Origin of the sequence: Paenibacillus vandeheii (assembly GCF_030433635.1) — a bacterium.
GTDB classification, from domain to species: Bacteria; Bacillota; Bacilli; order Paenibacillales; family Paenibacillaceae; genus Paenibacillus; species Paenibacillus vandeheii.
This window is the reverse complement of record NZ_JAROCD010000003.1, coordinates 56,677-81,226: the sequence shown is the minus strand read 5'-3', so window position 1 is coordinate 81,226 and position 24,550 is coordinate 56,677. Positions and strand designations below refer to the sequence as shown.

Annotated in this window: 30 protein-coding genes and 1 pseudogene; 7 read left to right on the top strand and 24 right to left on the bottom strand. The window is 38.7% G+C overall.

What is annotated here, in order from left to right; translation table 11 throughout:
- Positions 1-724: 724 nt before the first annotated feature.
- Positions 725-1,222, top strand: a complete 498-nt coding sequence (locus P5G61_RS05895) for a stalk domain-containing protein (RefSeq protein WP_301245395.1) — start codon at positions 725-727, stop codon at positions 1,220-1,222.
- A gap of 210 nt (positions 1,223-1,432) precedes the next feature.
- On the opposite strand, the gene P5G61_RS05890 is transcribed toward P5G61_RS05895, so the two are convergent.
- The gene (locus P5G61_RS05890) at positions 1,433-1,618 is read right to left on the bottom strand and encodes a hypothetical protein (RefSeq protein WP_301245393.1); all 186 of its coding nucleotides are present in this window, start codon (positions 1,616-1,618) and stop codon (positions 1,433-1,435) included.
- A gap of 268 nt (positions 1,619-1,886) precedes the next feature.
- On the opposite strand from P5G61_RS05890, the gene P5G61_RS05885 reads away from it, so the two are divergent.
- Positions 1,887-2,240 carry a hypothetical protein gene (locus P5G61_RS05885; RefSeq protein ID WP_301245391.1) on the top strand — a complete coding sequence of 118 codons (354 nt, stop codon included), beginning with the start codon at positions 1,887-1,889 and terminating at the stop codon, positions 2,238-2,240.
- Positions 2,241-2,543: 303 nt separating this feature from the next.
- Here the strand turns inward: P5G61_RS05885 and P5G61_RS05880 are convergent, their stop codons facing one another.
- From P5G61_RS05880 to P5G61_RS05815, 14 genes are all read right to left on the bottom strand, one after another.
- On the bottom strand, positions 2,544-2,975 hold the full coding sequence (locus P5G61_RS05880) for a hypothetical protein (RefSeq protein ID WP_301245389.1): 432 nt from the start codon (positions 2,973-2,975) through the stop codon (positions 2,544-2,546).
- Between the two features lie 38 nt (positions 2,976-3,013).
- Positions 3,014-3,631, bottom strand: coding sequence for a hypothetical protein (locus tag P5G61_RS05875; protein WP_301245387.1), 618 nt, complete (start codon positions 3,629-3,631; stop codon positions 3,014-3,016).
- Between the two features lie 36 nt (positions 3,632-3,667).
- Positions 3,668-4,030 carry a cyclic-phosphate processing receiver domain-containing protein gene (locus P5G61_RS05870; RefSeq protein ID WP_301245385.1) on the bottom strand — a complete coding sequence of 121 codons (363 nt, stop codon included), beginning with the start codon at positions 4,028-4,030 and terminating at the stop codon, positions 3,668-3,670.
- A 32-nt stretch (positions 4,031-4,062) separates the two neighbouring features.
- Positions 4,063-4,815 carry a hypothetical protein gene (locus P5G61_RS05865; RefSeq protein WP_301245383.1) on the bottom strand — a complete coding sequence of 251 codons (753 nt, stop codon included), beginning with the start codon at positions 4,813-4,815 and terminating at the stop codon, positions 4,063-4,065.
- Positions 4,816-4,872: 57 nt separating this feature from the next.
- Positions 4,873-5,076 (bottom strand): hypothetical protein, encoded by a 204-nt coding sequence (locus P5G61_RS05860; protein ID WP_301245381.1) that lies wholly within the window; start codon positions 5,074-5,076, stop codon positions 4,873-4,875.
- Between the two features lie 58 nt (positions 5,077-5,134).
- Positions 5,135-5,929: an FRG domain-containing protein gene (locus P5G61_RS05855; protein ID WP_301245379.1), complete on the bottom strand. Its 795-nt coding sequence runs from the start codon at positions 5,927-5,929 to the stop codon at positions 5,135-5,137.
- Positions 5,930-6,350: 421 nt separating this feature from the next.
- Positions 6,351-6,623, bottom strand: a complete 273-nt coding sequence (locus P5G61_RS05850) for a DUF6953 family protein (RefSeq protein WP_301245378.1) — start codon at positions 6,621-6,623, stop codon at positions 6,351-6,353.
- A gap of 568 nt (positions 6,624-7,191) precedes the next feature.
- Positions 7,192-7,722, bottom strand: coding sequence for an MltR family transcriptional regulator (locus P5G61_RS05845; RefSeq protein ID WP_301245376.1), 531 nt, complete (start codon positions 7,720-7,722; stop codon positions 7,192-7,194).
- Between the two features lie 167 nt (positions 7,723-7,889).
- Positions 7,890-8,204 carry a hypothetical protein gene (locus P5G61_RS05840; protein WP_301245374.1) on the bottom strand — a complete coding sequence of 105 codons (315 nt, stop codon included), beginning with the start codon at positions 8,202-8,204 and terminating at the stop codon, positions 7,890-7,892.
- A gap of 18 nt (positions 8,205-8,222) precedes the next feature.
- Complete coding sequence (locus tag P5G61_RS05835; RefSeq protein ID WP_301245372.1) at positions 8,223-8,576, bottom strand: hypothetical protein; 354 nt, start codon at positions 8,574-8,576, stop codon at positions 8,223-8,225.
- A gap of 481 nt (positions 8,577-9,057) precedes the next feature.
- Complete coding sequence (locus P5G61_RS05830; protein WP_301245370.1) at positions 9,058-9,564, bottom strand: hypothetical protein; 507 nt, start codon at positions 9,562-9,564, stop codon at positions 9,058-9,060.
- A gap of 36 nt (positions 9,565-9,600) precedes the next feature.
- Positions 9,601-10,644 carry a hypothetical protein gene (locus P5G61_RS05825; protein ID WP_301245368.1) on the bottom strand — a complete coding sequence of 348 codons (1,044 nt, stop codon included), beginning with the start codon at positions 10,642-10,644 and terminating at the stop codon, positions 9,601-9,603.
- Positions 10,645-11,320: 676 nt separating this feature from the next.
- The gene (locus P5G61_RS05820) at positions 11,321-11,653 is read right to left on the bottom strand and encodes a hypothetical protein (protein WP_301245366.1); all 333 of its coding nucleotides are present in this window, start codon (positions 11,651-11,653) and stop codon (positions 11,321-11,323) included.
- A 382-nt stretch (positions 11,654-12,035) separates the two neighbouring features.
- A complete protein-coding gene (locus tag P5G61_RS05815) occupies positions 12,036-12,458 on the bottom strand; it encodes a hypothetical protein (protein ID WP_301245364.1) in 423 nt (140 codons plus the stop codon).
- Positions 12,459-12,997: 539 nt separating this feature from the next.
- Between P5G61_RS05815 and P5G61_RS05810 the strand changes: the two genes are divergently transcribed.
- Positions 12,998-13,240 (top strand): helix-turn-helix domain-containing protein, encoded by a 243-nt coding sequence (locus P5G61_RS05810; RefSeq protein WP_301245362.1) that lies wholly within the window; start codon positions 12,998-13,000, stop codon positions 13,238-13,240.
- Between the two features lie 100 nt (positions 13,241-13,340).
- On the opposite strand, the gene P5G61_RS05805 is transcribed toward P5G61_RS05810, so the two are convergent.
- The 3 genes and pseudogenes from P5G61_RS05805 to P5G61_RS05795 all read right to left on the bottom strand — a co-directional run.
- Positions 13,341-13,715, bottom strand: coding sequence for a hypothetical protein (locus tag P5G61_RS05805; protein WP_301245360.1), 375 nt, complete (start codon positions 13,713-13,715; stop codon positions 13,341-13,343).
- 99 nt (positions 13,716-13,814) lie between these two features.
- Positions 13,815-14,831 carry a site-specific integrase gene (locus P5G61_RS05800; protein WP_301245358.1) on the bottom strand — a complete coding sequence of 339 codons (1,017 nt, stop codon included), beginning with the start codon at positions 14,829-14,831 and terminating at the stop codon, positions 13,815-13,817.
- Between the two features lie 607 nt (positions 14,832-15,438).
- Positions 15,439-15,558 (bottom strand): annotated as a pseudogene (locus P5G61_RS05795) (YunC family protein); the annotation flags it as partial.
- A gap of 228 nt (positions 15,559-15,786) precedes the next feature.
- Here P5G61_RS05795 and P5G61_RS05790 point away from each other — a divergent pair.
- Positions 15,787-16,365, top strand: coding sequence for a hypothetical protein (locus P5G61_RS05790; RefSeq protein WP_301245356.1), 579 nt, complete (start codon positions 15,787-15,789; stop codon positions 16,363-16,365).
- A gap of 145 nt (positions 16,366-16,510) precedes the next feature.
- On the opposite strand, the gene P5G61_RS05785 is transcribed toward P5G61_RS05790, so the two are convergent.
- A complete protein-coding gene (locus tag P5G61_RS05785; RefSeq protein WP_301245354.1) occupies positions 16,511-16,897 on the bottom strand; it encodes a DUF423 domain-containing protein in 387 nt (128 codons plus the stop codon).
- Between the two features lie 283 nt (positions 16,898-17,180).
- Here P5G61_RS05785 and P5G61_RS05780 point away from each other — a divergent pair, with 283 nt between their 5' ends.
- Complete coding sequence (locus tag P5G61_RS05780) at positions 17,181-17,657, top strand: hypothetical protein (protein ID WP_301245352.1); 477 nt, start codon at positions 17,181-17,183, stop codon at positions 17,655-17,657.
- A 114-nt stretch (positions 17,658-17,771) separates the two neighbouring features.
- Entirely contained in the window at positions 17,772-18,620 is an 849-nt protein-coding gene (locus P5G61_RS05775; RefSeq protein ID WP_301245350.1) for a DegV family protein, read from the top strand.
- 136 nt (positions 18,621-18,756) lie between these two features.
- On the opposite strand, the gene pdaA is transcribed toward P5G61_RS05775, so the two are convergent.
- Both pdaA and P5G61_RS05765 read right to left on the bottom strand, forming a co-directional pair.
- The gene (pdaA, locus tag P5G61_RS05770) at positions 18,757-19,536 is read right to left on the bottom strand and encodes a delta-lactam-biosynthetic de-N-acetylase (RefSeq protein ID WP_301245348.1); all 780 of its coding nucleotides are present in this window, start codon (positions 19,534-19,536) and stop codon (positions 18,757-18,759) included.
- A 154-nt stretch (positions 19,537-19,690) separates the two neighbouring features.
- Entirely contained in the window at positions 19,691-20,089 is a 399-nt protein-coding gene (locus tag P5G61_RS05765; RefSeq protein ID WP_301245346.1) for a hypothetical protein, read from the bottom strand.
- A 148-nt stretch (positions 20,090-20,237) separates the two neighbouring features.
- Here P5G61_RS05765 and cysC point away from each other — a divergent pair, with 148 nt between their 5' ends.
- Positions 20,238-20,876, top strand: coding sequence for an adenylyl-sulfate kinase (cysC, locus tag P5G61_RS05760; RefSeq protein ID WP_301245344.1), 639 nt, complete (start codon positions 20,238-20,240; stop codon positions 20,874-20,876).
- Positions 20,877-20,985: 109 nt separating this feature from the next.
- On the opposite strand, the gene P5G61_RS05755 is transcribed toward cysC, so the two are convergent.
- The 3 genes from P5G61_RS05755 to P5G61_RS05745 are packed head-to-tail and all read right to left on the bottom strand — an operon-like array spanning position 20,986 to position 24,550.
- A complete protein-coding gene (locus tag P5G61_RS05755) occupies positions 20,986-22,884 on the bottom strand; it encodes an ABC transporter ATP-binding protein (RefSeq protein WP_435874077.1) in 1,899 nt (632 codons plus the stop codon).
- A gap of 6 nt (positions 22,885-22,890) precedes the next feature.
- Positions 22,891-24,084 carry a nucleotidyltransferase domain-containing protein gene (locus P5G61_RS05750; protein ID WP_301245340.1) on the bottom strand — a complete coding sequence of 398 codons (1,194 nt, stop codon included), beginning with the start codon at positions 24,082-24,084 and terminating at the stop codon, positions 22,891-22,893.
- Positions 24,068-24,550 carry a lasso peptide biosynthesis B2 protein gene (locus tag P5G61_RS05745; protein WP_301245338.1) on the bottom strand — a complete coding sequence of 161 codons (483 nt, stop codon included), beginning with the start codon at positions 24,548-24,550 and terminating at the stop codon, positions 24,068-24,070. The genes P5G61_RS05750 and P5G61_RS05745 overlap by 17 nt, the downstream gene beginning before the upstream one ends.

The window sequence follows — 24,550 nt, the reverse complement described above, 5'->3', positions numbered from 1 at the left end:
ACGACACAGCAACTATCCATTTATACAGTTAAATCAACGTTTTAGCTTCTTTGTCAGGTCAATTTATCCTATATCGTAAACGCAATCGTAGAATGACCAGCAACATGCTAAAAAGCTAGTCGTAGCAACGATTTTAACATATTAGAAAATTTTGTAAGTTTACGATTGGAATCTCAAATAATGCAGGTAGGACAAGGGATTCCAGCGTATTTTGAAATATCAATCGTATAGTAACAGGATTATCTAAAATGATGACTTATTTATGGATTATTTCATGAGATAATCCAGTAATCCATAAATGAGCTGTTTATTTGCAGATTCCTCATTATGTATGCAAAAAATCTTGATTTACCCAAACAAAAAAACAGCCCGTTAAGGCTGCCTATGAAAAACTGGCTTTAGTTAGATATTCAGTATTGTTGCACACACATTTAAAACATACAGGGTACATATATAAAGATATAAGACATCCAGCATAATTAGCCGGATGTCTATCTGCTGTAGTTCATTCATTCTAACTGTTGAAAATGAAATCATCATTTGATCCTTCCCTCAAAATTAACAATCATCTGTTTAGCTATCTTACACCCACTTTTAGTCCTGTATTTATACTGTACACCGAACAGACGTTCTTTATGCAACAGGAAATTTTTGTAGTTCAATTAAACATTAAAGTTGTATAATACATTAGGTATTCTATTTCACATAACAAAGGAGTATTAAAATGAAGGACAAATTAAAGGGGTTAGTAGTAGGTATACTGATCGGATCAACCATTACAGGAGCAACAGCTTTTGCAGCTACTACTACACCAATTAAAGCAGTTATCCAGAAAGTCAGTCTTTATGTAGATGGAACTAAGAAATCCACAACTGATGCAATAACGTACAAGAACACTACATATGTACCAGTTAGAAGTATAAGTAATGCAATTGGTGAGAAGGTTTCTTTAAAAGGGGATAATCTTTACATAGGAAAGCAGCCAACTGTAAAAGTTAGCTTAGATAAAGCCTTTGACTTAGTTTACAACAAAATAAAGAAAGATGCGGATAAGTACAAACTTCATTTCATGGAGGATGGCACAAGTGAAGGAAGATATGTTATTCGCGCATATGAAGACTTCCCTGATCATATCGCTACATATGGATGGTATCATGTTGATATGAATACGGGTGCAGTATATTGGTATGATCTTGTCAATGATAAAATGATAAAACTATAGGGTGGATTTCTCCACCCTTTCTTCTTGTAAAACTTGTCTTTCATATACTTATACGAGCTAATCTTTCCATCTGTGAAACCTGTTTCATATACAGCTTTAATGAATCTTTCTTCATGTGAAAGCATCCTTCTACCGTAAGCAACTTCAAACAATTCTTTAATTTCCTTAAATGACTCATCAATCAAATTCATGTCTCCTTAGTTATCTTATTTAATCCTGATCGTCATATATGTATTCAAGATCAAATTTCACATCTAACGCCCTCAATAAATCACTTACAACATCCTTGTCAACATCCGTATATGTGCCAATCAGTTTGTCATTGACTATAACCTCTGTTCCCCAATTACTGAATTCTCCTTTATCGTGATATTCTCGGATTAAAATCTTGTTCATTTGATGATTGCAACTATGAGAGCTGCGCACGACAGTGCAATAGATATGTATAAAAGCAAGTAGATCTCAACGATACTTTTTAGATATTCTTTTTTCCATAGATACTCTTTAAATTTCTTATACGTAGTTTCCACTCCTTTCTATGTGAAATATAAAATTCATTAGGATGTAATAAAAGAAAATTATTCCATTAAAGATATAATCGTGCTAACATAATGAAGCACTACTTTTTGACTACGAATTAGTACATAAGACTCAGGAGGTTGTTATGGGAACCGTATCACAACAGAAAGCGAAAAAGGAAATCAAGAAAGTAGACAGACTTGGTAGAGCAGTGGTATCCTTCATATTTAGTTTTATTGGATTAGCCTCCCTCGCTTTATTCCACATGGCAATGGAAGCCAATAATGCAAGCTATAATACAAATGGAACCGGAATAATGATTGCAATGGCATTGGTCTTGTTAATTAACGCAACTAGTTTTTTTCTTGGCATTAGTGCTAGACGCTCAACATCGGGAAGAGGGTTGGCTATTGCGGCAATTACTATAAGCACAATCCCATTGGCTCTTATACTTCTATTAATAATAGTTACAATACTTACAATGTTTTTAATGAACTAAGCCCTCACTAGGGCTTTTTTATTTCTTCAGTGCTATTGTCAAGTGGATAGATCCAAGTAACTTATCTCAAACGATTTTTTCCATATGTATCGATCCGTTTCTGAAGTTTCTTTTTAATTCGATTGTTCTTTGTCTTGTTTTTCAATTTTGTTAATTTATCTATTTCGTTATCTTCTGATTTCCCAAATACTGAACATCGGCTCTTCTGAATGAAAAATATTCTAAGGAGATTATACACACACAACAAAAAACCCGCCATTTAATTGGTGGGTTTTAAAATTGTCTATATATCAAATCTACACTTCATCGTAATTTTCTAACCGATATGGTATCTTTAACACCTTCTACTTTCAGACGATATTCTCCAGAATCTGGATAGATTAAAACATTTGGGCGATATGCATAATGGTACATGTAACTGTATTCAGATTGTTGCCAGATCTGACCATTAGTTAAACTAAACTCAGTCTTTCCATCCCATCCTTTGAAAGCATCTTCTATTTGGCTTTCGACTACGTTCCCTGCCTTTTTTACCTCTATAGCGCCTTTCATCCTCTCTACTTCAAGAAAATGATTTCCGTCTTTTTCGAATATTTTGGCTTTAGGTTGGAATGAGTACATGTAATTATATTGATTTCTTGCTTGAATCCAATACTGGTTACCAATCTTAAATAAGGCTTTGTTACTCCATCCATAAAACGCTCCACTGATATGACTATCCAAGATAATATTCATAACATTGCCTCCCAGCGAGAATTAATCAATCTTTCATTTTACTCAGAGTCCATCATTTCATCAACGTATCGTTCAAAATCTGCTTCTCTTTGCATTTCAGCCAAGATATCTCCATAGTCATCAATTGTATCTTCAAACCTAGCATCTTCAAAATAATCGATGAAATTCGGAATATGAAGTTCAAAAAATTCCATAGTCAATTCAAAAATCACTTGCTGTCTTACTAAAAGTTTCAACATCTCTTCATCAGATATATTGACTTCATAGTGCATGAACTGGTTTCTCATCTTGTTAAGGTATGTTAGAGAACTGTGATATTCTTCGCTCACCTCAAAATCGTTCTCCTTGCATATTTTTATAGCTTCAGATAAGGTTACTGTTCTTAAGTTTGGACTTATTTCAAAAACATTGCTTTTCCCAAGTCTTAGCATCTCTTGCTTTGCGATCTCATATTTTCTTTGGTTGCTGAATATAAGAGATTCGTCCTTTGCTTTAAGAACATATTTAAAAAGGATTTCAATGCCATGATTAAGAAAGAAAACGATATCTTTAAGGTAATGATCTAATCCCTTTTGTAAGTCGTTTAAGACTTGCATCTTGTTATAAGCAGACTTAAGTGAATCGGTTCCGTTTTCTAACAAATCAAATTTAATCATAACTCCCCATCCTTCCTGTATAAAGCATCCTTCTACTTACTCACCTGAATACCTATTCACCGTTATAGGATAATGATATATCTCAATTTCCTCATCAATAAATCCTCTGCGTTGAGCTGCCAACAACGTCTCATACATGTTCTGTCGTCCTACAGGGTTGTCAGTGTGTATGTATATCTTGTCTGCTCTCAATCCATGCTCACAGAAGTACTTCACCAATTCGTAGCCGTTAGGCAACTCTACGCCATCCACATCCTCACCCAGATCATGGTCTAATGTAAGAATATCCACCTCTTTGGTCTCAAGGATATGTATGGCTTCATAATATGTACGAGCGACCACGAAGCCTTCTGGACAGTCTCTGAGGTCGTCAACGTATAGGTTGATCTTGTCTGTCATGGTCGCACATCCTTCCTTGTGAAACACTTCTTTTACTTTAATACCTCTATCGCGAATTCATCAAAAAAATCGCACGTATCCATACATAATATAGAATTCTCATCAAAATCTTCAATGTTGATGACGATAGGTTCTTCTGTCTCAATTTCATCTAGGGCAATTCTAAATTCTTTTTGATGTTTAAAAAACAAATCTTTTGTGAAAATAGATTCTATATTTCTATTTTGATAATTCAACAATCTTTCAGCGCCATTGTGATTAAAGTCAGTATAGTTCACTAATCTTGCAACATAGGAAATATTGTTAGATCTGAAATGATTTTCAACAGATTCTTTGAATGGGAAAGAATCGATAATCACAGCTTTACTCCCGAATGACGACAACATCAGTTCTTTTACTTCTTCCGTGAAATGGGGTTTTACAATATAAGATTTTGTAGATTCATCAACAACAATAAAGTCACTACCTTTTAATGCAGTCATACAATAGATGGGGATTCTACTAAAAGAATAATCTCTTATGATTGCTTCAGGTGTTATGCCTTCTAAAACAACTCCTTGTGTATCATCGTCAAGCAATTTAAAGTCTATTTCCCTGATTACATTGCCACCATCGTACCTATCTCCTTGGCCTTTTAATTTTGTTCTGTTTTCTAGTTCAACAAAATAATTGATATTATTCATATACAATTGTCCTTTTGCGATACTATCCATAAACTCAGGCTGCGTAAATTTTACAAATTGTATAATACCATCAACAAACCCCTCAATATCTGATACTTTCATTCTAACCCTCCTTTTCAAATAGCCATTTCATCTGCTTTCCGAAGTTTAAAGATTGTACTATGGCAGCTTCACTTCGCCTTTCTCACTATCCCAGCCAAGAGTGAAAACAGTATATTGATCTCGTTCTACTGGATGACCGCTGTCACTAGTATGAATATTAAGCAAAATCCAACCCTCGCCAATGTATGTATTAGCCTCTTTAAAATATTGAGTTTGATATAGGCGAGTGATTTTCTCAAAATCTTTATTATCTTTCTCCACTTTTCCCACTCCATTTCGATTTAAAGTTATGAAACAGTCATTTCTTTCAATAAAAAAATCACCATCGATGTAATTTTTCGCTGCTATTTACACTATGCAGCATTGAAAACCCGTCTATATCAGGGAATAAAGTTGCTGCTCTTATATCGTAAACTTGCGAAAGAACTTGTCGAGCTATCGCTTTTAATGTAGGATCGATGGCGATATATATGTTCTTGCTATCCGCTTTATCAAGTTTTAAACTGCCTTTCTTAGAATTTACTACTTCGCTGTAAAGAAAGACCCCGTGCTGTGCAGCGATTCTTTTCGTAACCACCGGCGTCTCTACAAAAAATGGATAGTCATACTTCTCTAAATTTTCTACTAATTCATTATACGTTTGTTCTTCGAATTCGTCTTCGTAAGAACCTCCGATGCCATCCGTAGATAACCCAAGTAATAAACCTGTTTTATCTTCGTTTGCTTGAACGCAGAACCAAAGTGAAACTAAAGCATTCTTAGAAAAATCTACAAATCTAGTTGCTGCTCCATGATGTTGAAGCCTTGCTAACAATTCAACGTCACTTAATTTACGACCAAGCTCCTCTCCATATCCCTTGTGTCGCGCCTGCTTAAGTAAATTCTCTTCATGCGTTCTCACTCTTTTTTCATCGCTAAATTTGAAAGGCCCAAATGGAGACGGCTGTTTTTGTATCTTTCTGTAAGCTCCGCTATCTAAAGGCCATTCAATGTCGCTTTGCCCACGCCATAATCTCACATTAAATTTGCCGAGCTCAAGATGATCGTTAGTGATGAGATCCGTCAATTCCAAAAAATTTTCTGGAGAGAATATTTCTCCAAACATTTCACTCATATATTTTTTCAAAAAAGCTCATCTCTCAATTCTCTTATGGATTTTATATTTTAGAATAAAACAAACTTTTTAGACATCTATAATAGTGATCTACAAGTTACTTTTCTGACTATGTTCACCCTTCAAAAGTTCATGAGCTTTTTTGTGACATGACGCACACAAGTAAACAAGGTCGTTCAACCTTTCATTTCCCACCCGTTTATATGATTTGTGGTGTAAGTTTAAATCATGTTTCAGTTTACATACATTGCATTCCTTTTTAAATTTCGATGCCCAGAATCGTTCTTTTACTCCTCTCCAGTGATCACTTCTTAAATATTGATTATACGAAGTAAAAGATTCACCAGTATCGTTACAGATAATAGAAAAATTTATCCATGTGACAATTATGCCACTCCTAAAATATAAACTAGTATTAGAGTCATAATCTATTTAACAGATCTTCTGCTTCCTCATCGCTCAATCTCAAAACCCATTTAAAATCATATCTATCCCATTCAATTAAATTATCCTTGTTAATATCACGAAATGCCGAAGTTATTTTCTTATCTATTGCCTTGTTTCCATTGTCGTTAACATAAATATATTTTTCACCAAACTTTTTCTCTACTTCTCGTACAGCGTCATATTGAAAAACCACTTGCTCCTCAAGAATCTTGTCATAAAGCCATTGCGCAATTTCCTTCTTTTTCATTATTCTTTCCTCCAATTTTAAGAGACAAAACCCAATAAAAGTATTATTTCACTAAGATAACTTCGCAATTTCTAAAAATGATGTATCTGTACATACTATACTTAACTTTCTTAAACGATTACCACAATTATACAACAAAAAGTGTAATTCTGACTCTGTTTTCTAAATATCGTGTGTGTTCAGTGGTGGTCAGTTTGACTACTACTCAGCTTTAACACTGTATGGATAAAATAAAAAAAGCACCCCGAAGGATGCTTAATTCTATTGGTTCAATGCCTTGTTGATATATGATTTGTATTGTTGCTCTGATATTAAAATTCCTGCATGGGCTGAATCAAAACCATTGGATGAATTTGTGAGGTAATTGTTCTCAGTTATATAGACTTTGTTATTATATCACCAGTATCTCATCTAAAGTGATTACAAAGTGGAATATTTTGCTCAACGGTATGACTGATTTACGATACACATTTTCCCTACCTAAATTATAGTCGATTCGTGTAATTAGGTAACGGTAATCGCGGAGCGGAAGTATTTTATTGAATAATGAGTGCAATCCTTAGTATTTCTATGTATTGTATCGATTACCAACACTATAATCGTTTAGTACTTCAGGTTTTTTTGACGAATACTGTTTTCTTGAAAGAAGACGAGCAATTCCAAAGGAAGCTGATGAAAAATAGTTTCTTGCAGTAGTAGGAATACCTCGAAAGTAATTTCCATTTAAGCTTCTACATCTATTTGCTACACTCTCTGTTTCAAATGAAATAGTCTCCATTGAGTGGGCAAATTCATTTCGTATTCTTCTTATAATATTTAGATCTCTTCGAGTCTCAGATGAAATTAAACCTAATAAGTAACACAGTTCAATTTTAGCTGAAAAAGTAGCAAGTCCACCTGTACCATTGCAGAGATCGGTAAATGTTTTTTCATCATCAATAAAGTTAGCTTTCAATAAACTACTCAAGTACTCATCCAAAAAAGCAGCAGACATTAGTACACTTCCCCTATCTGACTCTTCATTTAAACCCATACTAAACAGGACTATCTTTTCTGCCTGCTTAAATGCTTTTTGTTCAAACTCCTCATCAGTCATCATATCTATATCCTCCATCTAAAGTATTACCATGATTATACCTTTGTTTTCAGAATAAATCTGCTCAGTGGTGGTCAGTTTGACCACTACTCTATCCTATCCTTGAAATTTCAATGTCAGCTATTTATATTGTGCACATAAGAAAAAAGCCCCCCAAAGGATGCTAGATGTTAGCCAAAGCTAAAGTTTGAATTTGAATTTTCAACTGATTTAACTGCTGATGAAAGATAAAGCGTATTACTCTCCGGATTTTGACCAATTGAGAAGCAATCAACTGAAAGGATGAATCCCATCACGCCAACTTTTTCATCAACTGTTACCAATCCGGAAGCTTCATAGCCTTCCATTCCATCGATAGAATTTGAGAAAACTTGCTGAAGATAGTATTCTCTTTCTGGATTATCGGAGTAATTCTTATATCCATTTAGTACAGTGTCTTCTTTAATCATAATACTGGAACCATCTAAGAAAGTAATCTTAACCATATCTATTCACTCCTTTTATTATAAATCAATCCATTCACTCTTCATGCCAAACAATTCACGCCAATTCCTAACATTGTAGATTAGCTGTTCCTTACTCAATTCTCCATTACCATAAGTGTAAAACCATTCAGTAGCAGTATCTCTACAGAACATATCTTTATGCTCGTATGCTGCTTCCTCACCATGGATTTTAACCATTTCAAGCGAATTGTCCCTAGGCATTCCTGCTGCATCTAAGACAATCTCCTCAAGGTCTTCTATATATTTATCATATACACCCCAAGTCATCTCTAATGCATCCTCATATTTCTTTTCCTTCGACCTCATATCCTGAATCATATCAATTAAGCTAGACAGTGTTGCTTCATTCATCTATATCACTCCTTATGTATAATAGGAATATTATACCATCTAAGGAATCTTAAATGGTTTGAGTTTCTATTTCGGGATTTTTTCAATCCGAAACTACATGATGTAGTTAATTATCATACGCGCGAAGTGGTGCACATGATTGAAATGGTACAGGGGTTCCTAGTATTAGCATTAGAGGTTTCTGTGAACAACTACGGACTTAAACACCTCCGTATTGCAAACCATTACGAGGATGTACTCAATATAGTTTAACACAGCTAATCAGTTGTACACTACGTACAAGTCACATTCACCATTGATACTCGTGTTCAAGTTGGACACAACGTCCAACCAAAGGGATGTAGGTTCAACATACAAACTTGCTCAGTTACCGTCAGTTTTGGGGGAACTAAGTCAAACTTGGGTGCATGGTGGTAAGCTCATTGATTGTTACATAAGAAAAACCCCCAGAAAGGGGGTTAATTGGATTGTGTGTAAATGATTAAATTAAACCTTTGTAATACAGACCATCATTAGGATACACTGCTACTGTTTGAAAGTAGAAATAGCGCATTTCCTCTTCTTGATTTTCTGTACACATTTCTTTAAACCAGTCTTCTTGCATCGTCTCTTCGGTAAACACTGAAGAACGCCATAAGCTCAACCCGATATTTGTGAAGATATATTGAGTTTCACCGTTTGTTTCTTCCTCATACTCAGAAATACGATTTAAGTTTTGAACAAGTTCATTTGCTTTTGTATTGAATACATCAAGATTGTGGCATGTACAGTTAAAGAAATTCTTGAATTCAGAAACGATTTCAATGAATTTCACTTTGCCGCTACTGTCATATTCAACTTTAAAAGCATTCTCAAAAAAATTAAAGTAGCTAGTACCTTTTTCGTACTCATTGACGTAATATTGGATAACCTCGTCTACCTCAGATTTATTCATCCCTAATTTCAATTTTCCAATTCCAATACCAGGCTCAATTATAAGTTCATCCATAGGTATATTATCCTTTACTATGTTATAATAAATCAATTATATACCAAAGTATTTTTCAGTCAACAGGATTACCTGAACAAGCGCATCATAGTATTTACTTTCTAAACTTGAGAATTTTCCAGCAGGATCTACAGAGTCTTTGAATCCTTGAACTTCCAAACGTATTAGCGCAACATAATCTTTTTTCTTCAGTAATTCTAACTCTTTTGCTCTATATACACCTGATTCGAAGCTATTACCCCAACTTTTAGTTTTAGCATGATCTGGTGTTATCATCCGAACTGAAGGGGCCGCATTAGTATTAAAGCTAGCTTTACCCAGCGCATCCTTAGATACAAAATGATGTCTTTCGCCGCCAGATGCTGTAATACCGCTGTATGTTCCTACCGCAAAGTTATATCTTTGGTAGTAATTATCACTACGGCTATAGTTGTACGTAGTGCCATTAGAAGTAGCTTTTATATCATAAGTAAAATAATCTGAAACATAAGTTCTAGGAAGAGCCCAGTTATAAACTATTCCATTTGTTTTTGTGTTCTTTGTAAAGTTAACACTTTTATCAGCTTGCCATCCATAACCAGAAGCTCTGTGATTAGTGAGTTTACCAGAGAAAGCAATGCTTGAAGAACCTACGCCATTCACATTAACAGTGAAACCAGAATTTGTTGCGAAATATGTTACATACCATACGTTAACTACGGACTGTAGTTGATTACGTTGAATCAAAATATCCTGATTACTCTCTAAAATCTCTGTATTTGGTCTTTCCAAGCCGTATTCAGATTCTAATCTAGTTAATTCAGTATCATTTACCTCTGGTAAGCTAACTTTTTCATCCAATCCATATAAGCTGATAAGCGCATTATCAGGTTGCTCATCATCTAATATATATTGAGTACTCTTGTTGTCTTCAAGGAACTGCACGACATCTGGATGCAAATACAAATCCTCTGAACTGATATGATCTATTGTATATTCGGAGTTATTTTCTGTAGCACCATCAGCAAAGGCCGATCCTAAAAGGCTATTTGAGATTAAAAGTAATGCTAATGAAAAAAATACAAAAAACTTTTTAAACATGTTTCAACTACCTCCACAAAGTCTCTATTTATTAGTCTATAAGATTCCTTCCGAGTAAAGCCCAAAACCTCCTTATTAAGAAATGAGTTCCTAAAACATGGTATAATAGTTTTCTTTATTATTAAACACTATTATTAAACATTGGTTAATTTGTCCTAATAATTAGGTGCTAAACTCCTTATGATTACTAAAATAATCTTTAATAAACTAGTCATTTATAGGAGTTTCATCACGTATTACACTTCATTTAACTACGTATTAACGAAAATAACATAGAAGGATATAATATTAATGTTTATATTATCGATGTATGTAAATGGCTTCTAAAAACAAAAAAGGACAGCACCCATTAGTGCCATCCTCATACATAGTATTCACTCTTCATTGTACGTTTCTGTTTCCTAATCAATGTTAACTCCTTACGTATCTCCACCTTGCGTTCAACGGTTATGTCTAATCTCGATCCCTCTTTAACCAAGTCATGATACAAACTATCCAATTCAGTTGTACTGATACTTGTCTGTCTTCGATTCATAAATTTCTTTTCATTGATTGCATTTGCACTCGCCAGATTATTTAACTTTCTATCCCAATGATACGGAACATCCCTACACTCCAGATTCATTATCGTTTCAAACAGTGTTTCTTCATAATACATCCAACTTATATCCCCTTCCTATGCCGCTGGAATCAATGTATCTTCAAGAATCTCTGTGTACATCGTTTCCATAACAAAGGATTGTCGATTATGATCTTGTCTCATCTTAGTATCCATAACCTTCATTAACACTGCCCATTGTGGCTGTCTTGCACGATCCATTAATGCTAAAGTGAGCATAGCACATGGTGAAGGATATCTAAAGAATACATCAATGGCTTCACGTTGCATCTGAAACATTTCTAGTGTCCAGTAAGATTGCTCCTGCTCGGACAAGTTGTAATACTCTTCTTCATAGCACTTGTAACGATACTGTTTAATCAGATTCTTAATGTATTGGATTGGATTCATGTTTTCATCTCCTTTAGTTTATAAAAAATGTGACTCCTGCTTTATTTGTGGGTAATGTCCAGGGGTAAGGCTTCATACATACAATCCATGTTTTCACACTCCTGAAAGGGGAAGCAATTTACTCCTTATATTTGAGAGGGTGAATAACATGCTCATATCCGGATAGACATCTTCTCTATTGAAATGCTCATGTCATACCTTAAGCGATCATTCCAGTATCATATTGGTACGTACCCACAGGTGGGTAAAACTATGATTTCACAGACAAATTCACATGTAATCCAGGTTGTTATATAAATTATATATACTTAGTTACAGTGCAATGTCGCTTGTTCGAGCTGGAGTATAATATTACGTATGATTCATAATAGATGTTCGTAAACTAACTAAAGCGAATATTCATTACAGCTCTTTCAAATCGAATGTTACTATCTTGCTGCTTTAACTTGACCAACTCTTCAACCGTAACTCCCCATTTCATCATACGTTCAACTTGATATGGGATGATGTGTTCCTTGAAATACTGCTTGAGTGCTTGTACAGGATTAAGCAAGTATGTATCCATGAAAGACTGATCAGGCATAGGATTAGTTTTAAGTTGTTCCTCACGCATTTTATATAGAAGATCGTTAACTTCATGTCCAGATGGATCAAAGTTAGTTCTCATCATAAACTCATATTTTAACTCATCTGTTATCAGCACTGCTTTCATTTGAGGAATCAGTATAAGTGCCTTCTTATTTACGTTACAATCAGTGATAACTTCATCGATTGTCCATGTTGGTCTAAAAAAATCGATTTTCATTGAGGAGTGCTCCTTTACCAATTTGATAGATAGATTGATGGATGGATTGTTTGTCATGGGTATTATATGTATCGTCTACTTTGGATTTGGATTGAACGTAATTTTGCGTTAACGAGTATATTGACTAACCTATTGAAGCAACAGATTTCAACACTACCCACATACCATAACGCGTGCGTACGCATAATTGTCCTTTGATCAATTTTCCGTGTTTGTACATGCATGTTCGCTCCTTTTTGATTGAGTTCACTTACCAAAAACCCTATTTAATATTAAATTTAAGTTGTTATACGAATTTTAAACCCACTAAAGATACTACTCTATAAATATATTATGGTTACAGAATATTCTTGCTTGTGTGATTCGCTTTTCAGATCGAAAAGCAAGTTACGGTACTATATTGATGATGAAACGTTGTAGATAGTGTATAATTGGATCAATTAGGGTTGCATGTGGAGAACAACTTATTTATACGCTTGAGGTCATATATTAAATATACTCTCAAGGTCATAACATGTCAATAGTCTGGAGGTAAATAATTGTTTAAGGTAAAAATTAAACTCAAAGATGTACTAAAAGAACGTAATATTACACAAAAACAATTAGAAAAAATGTCTGGTGTGCATCAAGCTCGGATATCTAAACTGATCCGTGAGGATAGACAAGAAATTAACCTTGTTATGATTGAAAAGATCGCTGCTGCTTTAAACATTACCGACTTATCGGAATTAATTGGACTAGAAGAATTATCAAATACAGATAATGACCCCGACTCAAATTGAGTTGGGTCTCTTTGCGCTTTTTCTTTTTTCTCACTTTCTACAGGTAAAACATCGTTAATTCACCGCCAAATTTACTAACCCGGTATATGGTGTAATATTGTTAAAAATAAAAAGCAATCCATTTGGACTGCTTAATCATTGTTAAAATTAATCTTTCATTTAGTTTCTTGATTTTCCCATCAAACCAATGTAATGTTTTCATAGGGGGTGATATTTTATGGGACAGTACAGTGATATCTCCATTCACCAAAACGAAGTTTATACAAGGAGATACCGTTGCCCTGATTGTGGCAACTACAGCCTGAGAATCAATCTGACCGGAAATGATAGTAGTGTTTCTGGCGAATGCGAGGAAGGCTGTATAGTTTCTGACACAGCCGCTGAACAAGTTTACAAAGCGGACGTGTATAAAGGTCAATTTGATTATTGACAGCACAGCCATCGAATGATGGCTTCTTCTTTTAAAATCAGACATTCATTTAGTGGAAGAGGGGATAATTCGACACCTCTTTCAACCTGAACCTCCAATTTTTGCGACAAAACAAAAGGTGACACCAAGTGCCACCATAAGCAGTCATTCCAAACCGTATACTTCTTTTATATTTTCAATATTTAGAAAGTCAGACCTCATTCTGGAATAGATGTATGATCCGTTTTTAGTCCTTCCCACATTGTAAGCTTTACAGATTGAATAGTAGTCATTCTTGTCCAGATCATTCTTCACTTTGTATATATCGTAAGCCATCTTAAGCATACCACTGTTACGTATGTTCGTAGGAGTTAGCCCTTCTTGTCCGTGCCATTTTGCAATTTTACCAATTCGTCGATTGATCAAAGCAGATTCAGATCTTACATTATTTAAAGATCTAGCTTTTGGATGAACTACCGTTCTAATAATATATTCATTCATAATCAATTCGCTGGTTTTTTTCCTAGTATAATCACTGAAAATACCGTTGTTCTTCCAGTATTCAGTTTGTTTATTTGCTTCTTTAAACAATTTATATAATAACGGAGTAATGACTACAATTCTGGTTTTAATTCCTTCACTTGTTTCATCGATTAACCTTGCTTCAAGAGAGTCCTCGTTGATGTCACTCATTTTCAAATTGAGCAACTCACTGTATCCTTTTCCATATATCCCTTCATATAACGCCCTAACGACAACCTTGTCCTGATAATTGATCGTACCAGCAATTACATTTTCAATCTCTTCGTCACTAAAAAGTGTTGCCACATTTGTATTGACAAATTGTTTGTACCATCCCCCTGATGCTACCGCATCTAAAGGATTGATTTTATCCTCTCGCAAACCTAATTCTATGGCCCATTGTATGTAACTTTGTATAATTGCTCCAGCATGCATTACAGTGCTTAATTTTGTCGATTCAAGTAGTTTTAGTAGCTGTTCTATTTGGTTCAAGCTGAAATCGTGCAAGTCAATTCCTGTTGATTTCTCAATTTCCGACGCGCGCGCGAGTACTCTCAAGTAAGCCGCCTGAGTTGCAGGAAGCTGATTGCTTAAATACTTAAGTTTTAGTTCTTCATTATACAGCTTTTGTACAATGATATTTTGCTGATTAACCTTCATACATACTCCCTCTCTTTCTACATCAGTATTGTATCATACAAGTTAAAATAATACTTTTTACAATAATTATGTGTAGGAGAAAATATGACATTAATGTTTTACCGAGCCGTAGTACATCGTTCTCACTACAAGTGGATGTTGGTAAGGGAAGCATAAAACAGATGATCATGATGGTTGACATGGTGTCAATCTAATTAGGTTGATTTGGGGTATCACTTGGAGATACGATTATGGAAAGGGCTAGAATAGGCTTTAATGCCTATTTTGGAGTCATACACGTAGTAAAAAACAGATGTGTGATGACAGTCTGGTTAATGCTATGGATAGTCTATTTTATGGACTGTATTGTCATTTGTTTCTATTTGAAAAACACAAAAATATCGTCACAAATCTCAATTCATATGCACTACAATTTTAGACCAGTCAAGGGCTTGTTCCAATTCCTTAGCGTCACAAAATACGTCACAAAAATGAGTCGCAACTGAGTTTTTCGAGTAATTTCCAAGATCTTTTAGTCCCTAATGAAAACCAATGAGAGCTTGTCCCACAAGGGATTGCGTTATTTATCAACATATTAAGTTAATACCCAAAATCATCATATGATAGTTGCTCCGCACATAATATATCCTTTGGATGTATTAATCGTCAGTAATGTCGTTTTGGGCAGCTTAACCTCTACCCCGACCAAGACATGCTCTCCAACCACAATCGGCTCCATCGTCACCATAATTTCCCGATACACCTCCTCTTCCACAGGTCACGATAATTGTATGCCTCATTTTGGATAGCCGTGTGGACACCTGCGGAAAAAGATTGGAAATGAGTGTGGTTTTACTTAAATTAGCTCAAGTGGTTAGCTCATTCTATGTCTCTAGCACTATGATTATAGCGATTTTAATGATATAGTGTAGTGAAGCGATTTTTGCTGACATATCTTTTAACGGGGCTGGGATGAATGAAAGAAACCTTATCCAACGAAGAAGAAATCGGCTTTTTGTTCAATGTCGATATTCTTATTAAGAGCCGCTCAAATGCATTGGCACTGCAGTCCCTGTTGGAGTTCATAAACAAAGAGGAACAAATTGCGGACTTTCGGATTCAATCCGGCATCGAGCTAGGCAAAATTATTGAAGTGACACTGCAGTCCAAGAAGGACTCCTTCGCCTTTCTTCATAAAGAAAGAAAAAAATCACAAGCCGATGCAAGACTGAAGAGCTCTTCATCAAATCAAGCTACGGCTTCCACCGTTCCAGTCACACTACAGTGCGAAATCGAAACACCTGCTTCCCAGAACACTCCTTCATCCGAAGTATCCAACACTGCCAACGGAAATTCATTCGATGTATGGATTGATACCCTCATCAAAGAAAACCGTCTTACACGGATCGTTGTGAACAATAAAAACGGCAAGCATCAGAGCATTCCATGTCGAATATTGAATTTTGATCGGGATAACAGTATTATAAGCGTCTACCATGTGGATGAAAAACAGGTATATACGTTCCGGACCAATGAAATTGATGAGTTTCTTTAACTCAATGTACATTCAAACGAAAAGCAACTTACGTGGGAATTTCATAACATTTCCCAGGCAAGTTGCTTTTTTAGGTGTCCATTCATGTAACAATCAACTGGCACATCTTCAGTTATCCGTAGCGATGTCCAGCCATTGTAAATCATCATGAGCGATCTTTTCCCCGCTGCCATACGTCTATTGCTAATAACAACCATCCGACAATAAAAGCTACCCCGCCGATTGGCGTGATGGCTCCTAATATTTTAATACCCGAAATACTCAGTACATACAGACTGCCCGAGAATACGATAATTCCAATAAACAGCAGACGTGCTGCCCACTTGAGCTTAGTGGAGGGTCCAAGCTGACCCGCTGTGAGACCTATGATTAGCAGTCCGATTGCATGTATCATGTGGTATTGTACTCCGGTTTCATACACCGCTATGGCGTCCGCACCGATGCTTTCCTTGAGCATATGTGCACCAAACGCACCAATAGCCACAGAAAGCATCGTCAGTACAGCACCCATCATCATCCATTTTCGTTGCATTTGCCTTCTCTCCCTTAGTTCATCTCTCAACTATTCATTTTAGCGAATCCTTGCCGTGTTTACCAGCAAGCTACGATGCGGAAGGCATTCATATGTCTGGTTATATATATTTCCCTTCGCTTTTGCCTCAAAATAGACGAAAACTGGCGTGAAACCTTGATTTTTATCGATTTTTATGGAAAAGTAAAAAGGAGTGCCTTCATTCTCTTAATTAGAATCATCTCAACGAGATTAGGTTAATTACACACACTCATGACCACGAGTAAGGAGGGATAAACCATTCATGGATAATCATAATAACCAGAATAACAATTATCCTTATCAATCAGGCTCGGGTACAGATCATTCAGATCCCAATCATGACAACCTATTTACACCTTACCCTTCTGCCCTGGAAGATCCACCCGTGGGTCGATTGAAACATTCTGGTCCTGGTATTGCAAGTTTTGTGATTGGATTGGTCTCGATCATTGGTTACATGCTGACTTTATTTATTGCCACGATGGCTATCAACAGTGCAATTGGTATCGTAACCACTCCGATCCAAGTGGAAGAGATTGCGTTGCATCCAGCAGTTGTTTTGGCTTCTCTGGCTGTTCTGGTTTGTCTAATTCTTAATCTCGCAGGACTCATACTCGGCGTGATTGGGCTTGTGCTCAAGAATCGAAAAAAAGTCTTTGCTATCATTGGAACCATCCTCAGTGGAGTGATGATTCTGGCATTTGCCGGGCTTATCATTGCAGGTATCTATATGGTTTAAAAGCTTACATCAGGCTCATATTCATTTCTCAAAAAATTGTAACGAAATGACACTTGATCCCTATCATCTTCATCCATTTTAATGGCCAAATTTTCGTATCCAAAGGAGATTGACATGTCACGAATCAAAATTTTCACGGACAGCACAAGTGATCTGGCCCCAGCATGGATCCAGCAGCACGATATCGGTATCATCCCTTTATATGTCGTGTTCGGTGAGGAATCACTGAAGGACGGTGCTGAAATTAAGCCGGAGCAGCTCTATGAACGTGTAAGCAGGGATGGGCGTCTGCCCAAAACGGCAGCACCTTCACCTGCTGATTTCATGACGGCATTTCAACCTTACATAGTACAAGGATATGATATTTTATATATCAGCTTGTCCTCTGAACTCTCGTCAACCTATCAAAATGCAAGATTGGCCAGTTCCGAGTTTCCGGAAGGTCGGATCTCTGTGGTGGATTCTCTGAATCTTTCTTCCGGGATTGCCCTGATGGTCATGAAGGCAGTTCATGCAGCAGAAAAGGGGCAGAGCCTGACCGAGATTACACATCTCGTTGAAGCCATCAAACCAAATGTCCGAACTGAGTTTGTCATCGATACGTTGGAGTATCTGTACAAAGGTGGACGCTGCTCTGGCATGCAAAACCTGATTGGCAGTCTGCTGAAGATTCGGCCAGTCATTCGGGTAACCGATGGCAAGATGTCACCTGCGTACAAGGTTCGTGGCAAACGGGAAAAGGCCTTGGAACAAATGCTGCAAAACACACTTAGTCATAAGGAACAGATCGACCGCGATCTCGTTATCGTTGTGCATACCATGGCCGAGGAAGATGCGCTTGATTTGCAAAAATCTCTGCAGGAACAGACCGGAGCACGAGTGGAACTGACTACGGCTGGTTGCGTTATTTGTAGTCATTGTGGTCCCAAAACGATCGGTATCATTTATAACACAGCTTTATAAAAATGCTTCTTATCATACAGCACATTTTCCAGATACAATCTCGCGTCCGCCTGCTTAATCCATTAAGGATCATGCCAAAAAGGCATCCCAAGCTATCGTAGCTCAGGATGCCCTTTTTTATTGTAAACATGTAACCTTAATAACTTTTTGTTTTCAGTTCATTCAAATTTTTGAACGCATATCCTTGTTTACGAGCCTCATCAATGATGGAAGCTAACGCCTCCGTGTTATCTTTCGACACAGAGTGAAGCAAGATGACTGCTCCTGGATGCAGCTGTTTCAACACTTGCTGACGCGCGTAATCTGCCCCTTTTTGAATTTTGGTATCCCAATCTTTGTAGGCAATGGACCAAAACACATTAACGTAACCTTGGGCGTGGCTCTCTGCGAGCGTCCGGTTGTTGAAAATGCCACGTGGTGGCCGCAAAAAGGTCGCTTGCTGTCCAGTCAACCGATTGACCTCAGACCGTACCTGATCAAGCTCTGTTTTCAATTTCTCATTGGAAACTCGGGTCATATCGGGATGGCTCCAGGAGTGGTTCCCCACAATATGCCCTTCTGCTGCCATTCGTTTCACCAGCTCAGGCTGATCTTTCAGATAATGCCCGGTAACAAAAAAAGCAGCAGGCACTTTCTTATCACGCAGAACATCCAATATGGCTGGTGTAAAGCCATTTTCATAACCGTTATCAAACGTAAGATACAGCTCTTTCTGTTTTGTATCCCCCAGGAAAATGGCATCGTTATTCTGCAATATCTCCTTAAATCCTTCCTGATCAATGGAAGGCAATTGACCATTTTGACTTTTTTTGAAGCCAAAGTGATACGCTCCATTTATTGGCGATGCTTCAGTATGCGCTGGTAATATACCGAAAGCCAATATGGCCAGCAGCATGTAGAGAACCATTCGCTTCATTGCTATCCGCTCCTGTTCCTGAAAAATTCGGTTTGTCGTTTCCTATCACGAACACCTTCAGATAATATGCCACAGGAGCAGCTAATGTATGTAAATTTCAATTACAGATCGCTTCACATACATGACCCAATGAGGCCACTCTTCATTTCTTCGTTCAAAATCGTTTATTGTCTCGCTCGGGATGATGAAATAGTTCAAGTAATGTCTGGGGTTTACCACTGGAAGCCAACCACTCTCTAACCATTTCTATCGCACGTGTCTGACCGTCACCACTATCCCGCCAGGTGAGCAGCTCAATCACTTTAATAATCAGGGCAGACATATTATGGTTATCATGTTCAGAGCGATCTGCCCGCAATTTATGATAGAGAGCCTCCTGCTCCCAATCAAGCAAAATCTCGTCGCCAATGGTAGGCTTCATCAAGGTGTATGCTCTACCACATCCTGAACAGCGAACCGCACTAACCTGTTCTTGGGCAAAGATTGCCTGGATATCCTGATCGCAATCCGCGCACTGGAAATAAACCTGTATGTTGTGTATGTTATTATTCATGTTGGTGTTCCTCCTGCTATGTATGTACTACATCTATACCCGAATTATCGTTGATTCACGCTAAATTCCGTCAAATTCAGAAGGTGCTATAATCTTGTAAATATGTTAAAATATTATACATATCATACGTAGGAAGAGGCGGATATCCATGTCAAAGGAAGAGCGTAACATTACCTGGCAGCAATCCAGCTTAAAGAGGCAGGACAGGGAGAAGCATAACGGTCATCGCAGTCGGGCCTTATGGTTCACCGGGTTATCCGGTGCAGGAAAGTCCTCCCTTGCATTTGCCCTGGAGCAGTATCTGTACGAAAAAGGGGTTCATTGTTACGTACTTGATGGGGATAACGTACGTCATGGACTGAATCGGGACCTTGGCTTCACGGCTGAGGATCGGCAAGAAAATCTGCGCCGAATTGGAGAAGTTTCCAAGCTGATGGTAGATGCCGGATTATTTGTTCTTTCTGCCTTTATCTCGCCAGATGCACAGGATCGGAAGATGGTTAGACAGCTCTTTGAAGCTGATGATTTCATTGAAATCTATGTACGATGTTCGATCGAGGAATGCGAACGACGTGACCCGAAAGGGCTTTACAAAAAGGCCCGCAGCGGTGCCATTCCACATTTCACAGGGATTTCCGCCCCGTATGATATTCCAGAAGATCCTACATTGATCATTGATACCGAAGAGCTGTCCATCGAAGAAGCCGTACATGAAATTGTGCAGCATCTGGAACGAGTTGGTGCATTTCAGCTGCCACAGCCTGTCAGCAATGCCATCGTTCACTAAGCGAAAATGGCCATCTTATTAAATGACTTCCCTACTGCATATAGATCAAAGGCGCTGCCTCAAATGGCGCGCCTTTTTGCTATGTTCCATTTCGGTTTTACCGAGAGATTCATTGCCCCACGACACCTGCCTGCATGTTCAACAGTTTGCTGAACGTGCCTACCGGATCCGTAGACAACTGCTGATATCCACCCTGTTGGATAACCCGGCCCTCATCCAATACAATCACTCGATCCGCTGTTCGAATGGTCGATAGTCGGTGGGCGATAACAATAACGGTGACATGCCCTTTCAGGCGTTCAAGCGCCTCGTGAATATGCTGTTCGTTCTCACTATCCAGCGCACTCGTCGCCTCATCCAGCACCAATACAGAAGGGTTACGAAGCATGGCGCGGGCAAGCACCAAGCGCTGACGTTCACCGCCAGATAACCGGATGCCCCGATCCCCTATAATAGTATCCAGTCCTTGCGGAAGTTTGCGGACAAACGTTGCTGACGAAGAAAACTGTAATGCACGCCACATCTGTTCCTCACTGGCATTCGGGTCCACCAGGCGCAAATTTTCACGAATGCTCGTATGGAACAGAAAAGGGTCCTGAGAGACATAACCGATTGAACTTCTCCAGGCTAACAATCGATTTTCGGTTAACGGCACCCCATCCACCAAAATCTGACCACTCTCCGGACGAATGAGTCCCATAATTAAATCAATCATCGTGCTCTTCCCAGCTCCCGACTTGCCTACAATGGCCGTCATGCCTTTCGCCGGGATGGATGCATACGCCTCGAATAACGAGTAGGTATCACTGCCTTCATAGCGAAAATTCACTTGCTGACACTCAATGGATTCCATAAGCACCAGGGGCTCAATGGGACGCGCATCCCCACCTTCCTGATCACTCGGCTTGGCCTGAGCCTTCATTCTGACCGAACGTGGACCGGGAACCGTTAATTCCTGATCATATGGTTCATCAGCATGAACTGTTTTGTCGCTAATCTCACGGCTTTTTTCAGTCTCCGTCTGTAATTCTCTCACAATCTGAAACGCGGGCAGCATGGAACTCATATATTCCAGATTGGACTGAATGGACGTAAATCGTGGCCACAACCGTGAAAAGATCAGAATGATAAGCAATAAGCTTGCCGGAGGTACTGCGAGCACATGCAAAGATAAATAGATAAAAGCAGCAATTATGACCGCTGCCGATACCCGATGAATCAGCTGCGTACCACTATTCAACTGACTGAACTGAATCACGTTGCGTTCAATCCGCCCACAAATGCGCTCAAACCAGCTAATATGTGATTTTTCAAGCATATTGCTCTTAATATCCTTGATTCCATTGAAGTGCTCTGTAATGCCATTGTAATAGCTCTGGGAATATTCGGACGTCTGATCCCCGATCTGTTTTGCCCGCTTCACGAATTTTCTCAACACAATAAACAATACCAATCCGCAGACCAGGACAAGGGTGGTTAACTTGGCAGACAACCAGAAGGCCAGACCGATTTGAATACCGGTGAAGATCAAGGAAGCCGCCATTTGCAGCATAATATTCGTTCCCTGACTGACACGGGCAAGTTCGGTCGTTAATATATGATTAAAATCGGATTTTCGTTTTTGGAGAAAAAAAGACCACTGCGCCATAATGATGGCACGATAGGTTTCCATGCGCAGCGTTCGAACAAATTGCTGCTGAATTCGAGTGTTGCGAATCGTCTGGAGACGTTGAAGCCAAGCCTGTCCGGAGACAATGAGGACAAAGGTCGACAGCACCAGCAGCAGCCGGCCATTTTCCGGAAAACGATTTAAAAATTCGGATATCCAGGGTAAGTGCAGACCTGTTGAACCCATTTCAAAAATACCAATGAGACTTAACATCGGAACTAGCATATATATGCCGATTCCTTCCATCAGACTGATGCAGATCATGCCCAGCAGGTTCCAATATAACACCGGGCCCGTTACACGATGCAGCTTGCGCATAAAGAATTGCAATTCCGAAATCATATGTTATCCCCTCTCCGTCATCGTGTTCCTTTTGATTCGCCGCCAGAACCAGAGAAACGGACGTAACGGAAAATACAAAAAATGCAGTGAACGCGGAAGCGGTAGTTGATCTACATCCCAAGTACTCGGATACAAACGTTCAATGAAGAAAAACAGCTTCTGCCTGGTGCTTCGCAGTGCAAACAGATAGGAACGATAACTCTTTACATCTGCCGGGCTCTCAATCATTTCATTCATGAACACTACACCGCGGCTGGCTAATTTCGCTCCCTCACGTTTGTGGGACAACAAGGCAAGGTAATTGGCATCTATAGGGGTATCCAGCAATACCGAAGCGAGATGAAGAGCCTGTGAACCGATGGATAATCTGCCTTCTGCTTTCAGGCGTCGCTCCACTTTTTTGACGTCCAGTGGCATGCAGCGAATCATCTGGTCGATATCCAGCAGCCAGCGCAGTCTGAACCATCCATGTCTTGCGCCGTGCGTCACCAGATATGCCCACAGATCCTCCCTTTCCAGCATACGGATAGGCGTCTGGGTATAAGTGCTGAATCGGCTGCGTTTCCAAAGTAATTCAAAATCAGTTTCTCTTCCCGAATCCGGGTTAAGCCGCCAATGGATCTCCACTTGAGTTCTTTTGACCGGGTGTTTGTAACAGATATGATGTTCCCGCCATTTCCAGCTGGCAACGGTCGGTGTTCGCTTGCCTTCCTTTGATTCATAACCAAGCGATTCAAGGATCTCTTCCGCAAACTCTACATCATCAAAAGGAATGAGGATATCCAGATCTTTAGAAGTCCGCAAGGATATATCTCCGTAAAGATCATGTGCCAGTGCAGGACCTTTGAGCGTAATATTCCGAATGCCTCGTTCGCGAAAAGCACCACACACCAGCTCCATCTCGGCGGTCAGATGCAACATGCGGAACGTATTGGCTGTATATTGCTGCCTCAGGCTTTCCACTACAAAAGCGGGAATATGCGCTGAGTCCAACTCTTTTATTTTCAGATAGAGAACTGAATATAATCGATGATGATGAGCGAGCTGCAAAAAGAGCTGCCAGTCCATGTCCTTCATCTGTATTTGGGCATCCTCAGGGGTTATTGCCGTTAGATCGCCTTTAATCATGCTCAAAATCAGCTTAAGCTCCTGCGGAAAATCCGCTGTATAGTGTTCCCATTCATGTATCGTAGACAATCTCTCCAGCTCCCCTCTCAGGACACCGCTTGCCAAACACGCCGACAACCGTATATTGGTCCATTGTATCTGCTCCGGTCACAATTAATTTCCCACTTCGCAGCCAGGCATGAGCCATCATTTGGCCTTGTTCATTCCGGGCAGTACCCATATATAGAGTACTCTCCACTTTACGGCGTTCCAGCATCTTCATCGCTGCGATTGCCATGACTAGGCAACGACTCTCCCATAAGGTATACCTGCTGGCAATGAGTATAGCTTTAGAAATATTTCGAATCGTCGTCACTTCACTTCGATTGAGCCCCGTCATCGACGTTTCATACATCGGTGTACCGAGCCCTGGAGCAATCTTGGCAAAAGGCATCGCCTTCAGTATTCGTGCCCACCCAAGGTGGACATAGGCTTCCCATACCAATCCACGGATTTCACGCGGCAATGAACGATATGCTTTTATTTTTCGCAACAT

Bases quoted from the DNA above. Each gene is read 5' to 3' on its own strand.
- P5G61_RS05815 (WP_301245364.1), bottom strand. From the start codon at position 12,458: ATGAAAATCGATTTTTTTAGACCAACATGGACAATCGATGAAGTTATC.
- P5G61_RS05890 (WP_301245393.1), bottom strand. From the start codon at position 1,618: ATGAACAAGATTTTAATCCGAGAATATCACGATAAAGGAGAATTCAGT.
- P5G61_RS05895 (WP_301245395.1), top strand. From the start codon at position 725: ATGAAGGACAAATTAAAGGGGTTAGTAGTAGGTATACTGATCGGATCA.
- P5G61_RS05870 (WP_301245385.1), bottom strand. From the start codon at position 4,030: ATGACAGACAAGATCAACCTATACGTTGACGACCTCAGAGACTGTCCA.
- P5G61_RS05800 (WP_301245358.1), bottom strand. From the start codon at position 14,831: ATGAAGGTTAATCAGCAAAATATCATTGTACAAAAGCTGTATAATGAA.
- P5G61_RS05875 (WP_301245387.1), bottom strand. From the start codon at position 3,631: ATGATTAAATTTGATTTGTTAGAAAACGGAACCGATTCACTTAAGTCT.
- P5G61_RS05865 (WP_301245383.1), bottom strand. From the start codon at position 4,815: ATGAAAGTATCAGATATTGAGGGGTTTGTTGATGGTATTATACAATTT.
- P5G61_RS05825 (WP_301245368.1), bottom strand. From the start codon at position 10,644: ATGTTTAAAAAGTTTTTTGTATTTTTTTCATTAGCATTACTTTTAATC.
- P5G61_RS05880 (WP_301245389.1), bottom strand. From the start codon at position 2,975: ATGAATATTATCTTGGATAGTCATATCAGTGGAGCGTTTTATGGATGG.
- P5G61_RS05780 (WP_301245352.1), top strand. From the start codon at position 17,181: ATGGATAATCATAATAACCAGAATAACAATTATCCTTATCAATCAGGC.
- P5G61_RS05840 (WP_301245374.1), bottom strand. From the start codon at position 8,204: ATGGTTAAGATTACTTTCTTAGATGGTTCCAGTATTATGATTAAAGAA.
- P5G61_RS05830 (WP_301245370.1), bottom strand. From the start codon at position 9,564: ATGGATGAACTTATAATTGAGCCTGGTATTGGAATTGGAAAATTGAAA.
- P5G61_RS05855 (WP_301245379.1), bottom strand. From the start codon at position 5,929: ATGAGTGAAATGTTTGGAGAAATATTCTCTCCAGAAAATTTTTTGGAA.
- P5G61_RS05835 (WP_301245372.1), bottom strand. From the start codon at position 8,576: ATGAATGAAGCAACACTGTCTAGCTTAATTGATATGATTCAGGATATG.
- pdaA (WP_301245348.1), bottom strand. From the start codon at position 19,536: ATGAAGCGAATGGTTCTCTACATGCTGCTGGCCATATTGGCTTTCGGT.
- P5G61_RS05765 (WP_301245346.1), bottom strand. From the start codon at position 20,089: ATGAATAATAACATACACAACATACAGGTTTATTTCCAGTGCGCGGAT.
- P5G61_RS05820 (WP_301245366.1), bottom strand. From the start codon at position 11,653: ATGAATCCAATCCAATACATTAAGAATCTGATTAAACAGTATCGTTAC.
- P5G61_RS05805 (WP_301245360.1), bottom strand. From the start codon at position 13,715: ATGTCTGATTTTAAAAGAAGAAGCCATCATTCGATGGCTGTGCTGTCA.
- P5G61_RS05845 (WP_301245376.1), bottom strand. From the start codon at position 7,722: ATGATGACTGATGAGGAGTTTGAACAAAAAGCATTTAAGCAGGCAGAA.
- P5G61_RS05745 (WP_301245338.1), bottom strand. From the start codon at position 24,550: ATGTTGCGAAAAATAAAAGCATATCGTTCATTGCCGCGTGAAATCCGT.
- P5G61_RS05790 (WP_301245356.1), top strand. From the start codon at position 15,787: ATGAAAGAAACCTTATCCAACGAAGAAGAAATCGGCTTTTTGTTCAAT.
- P5G61_RS05885 (WP_301245391.1), top strand. From the start codon at position 1,887: ATGGGAACCGTATCACAACAGAAAGCGAAAAAGGAAATCAAGAAAGTA.
- cysC (WP_301245344.1), top strand. From the start codon at position 20,238: ATGTCAAAGGAAGAGCGTAACATTACCTGGCAGCAATCCAGCTTAAAG.
- P5G61_RS05775 (WP_301245350.1), top strand. From the start codon at position 17,772: ATGTCACGAATCAAAATTTTCACGGACAGCACAAGTGATCTGGCCCCA.
- P5G61_RS05850 (WP_301245378.1), bottom strand. From the start codon at position 6,623: ATGAAAAAGAAGGAAATTGCGCAATGGCTTTATGACAAGATTCTTGAG.
- P5G61_RS05785 (WP_301245354.1), bottom strand. From the start codon at position 16,897: ATGCAACGAAAATGGATGATGATGGGTGCTGTACTGACGATGCTTTCT.